Source organism: Candidatus Protofrankia californiensis (assembly GCF_900634765.1).
In the GTDB taxonomy this organism is placed as follows: Bacteria; Actinomycetota; Actinomycetes; order Frankiales; family Frankiaceae; genus Protofrankia; species Protofrankia californiensis.
Genome location: NZ_CAAAFT010000367.1, coordinates 1 through 765 on the forward strand (window position 1 = coordinate 1; position 765 = coordinate 765).

Sequence of the window (765 nt, forward strand, 5' to 3'; positions counted from 1 at the left end):
ACCCTGACGCCGCGGTGACCAGCGTTGTCATCGACTCGCGCCAGGTCACCGCCGGTGCGCTGTTCGTCGCTGTGGCCGGAGCCCGGGTCGACGGCCACGACTTCGCCGCGGACGCGGTGAGCGCCGGCGCGACCGCGGTGCTCGCGGCCCGGCCGGTGGGCGTAGCGGCGGTGGTGGTCCCCGACCCCGCCGCGGCGCTGGCCGCGCTCGCCGCCGAGGTGCGCAGCCGGTCGGCGGCGACCGTGGTCGCGGTGACCGGCTCGGCGGGCAAGACCACCACCAAGGATCTCCTCGCCGACCTGCTGGGCGAGCTCGGGCCGACCGTTGCCGCCGCCGGTTCGTTCAACAACGAGATCGGCCTGCCGCTGACCGTCCTTCGCATCGAACCGGCCACCAGGTTCGCCGTGCTGGAGATGGGTGCCCGCGGGCCCGGCCACGTCGCAGCCCTGTGCGCGCTGGCCCGGCCGCAGATCGGGGTCGTGCTGAACGTCGGCTCGGCGCATGTCGGCCAGTACGCCGACGGGCGGGCCGGTATCGCCCGGGCCAAGGGCGAACTGGCCGAGGCCGCGTCCGCGGCCGTCGTCCTCAACGCCGACGACCCGCTGGTCGCGGGGATGGCCACCCGCGCACGTGGCGAGGTGATCACGATCGGTGGGAGTACCCGAGCGGACGTGCAGGCGCACGGTGTGCGGGTCGACGACAACGGCTCGGCCCGCTTCGAGCTGGTGGCCGGCGGCGAGCGGCATCTGGTCTCGTTGAACCTCG

At 74.9% G+C, this 765-nt stretch carries 1 protein-coding gene; it reads left to right on the forward strand.

Annotation, left to right across the window (positions count from 1 at the left end):
* On the forward strand, positions 1–765 hold a 765-nt coding region (locus tag DD1DGNOD_RS29790), incomplete at both ends, for a Mur ligase family protein (protein ID WP_241255833.1).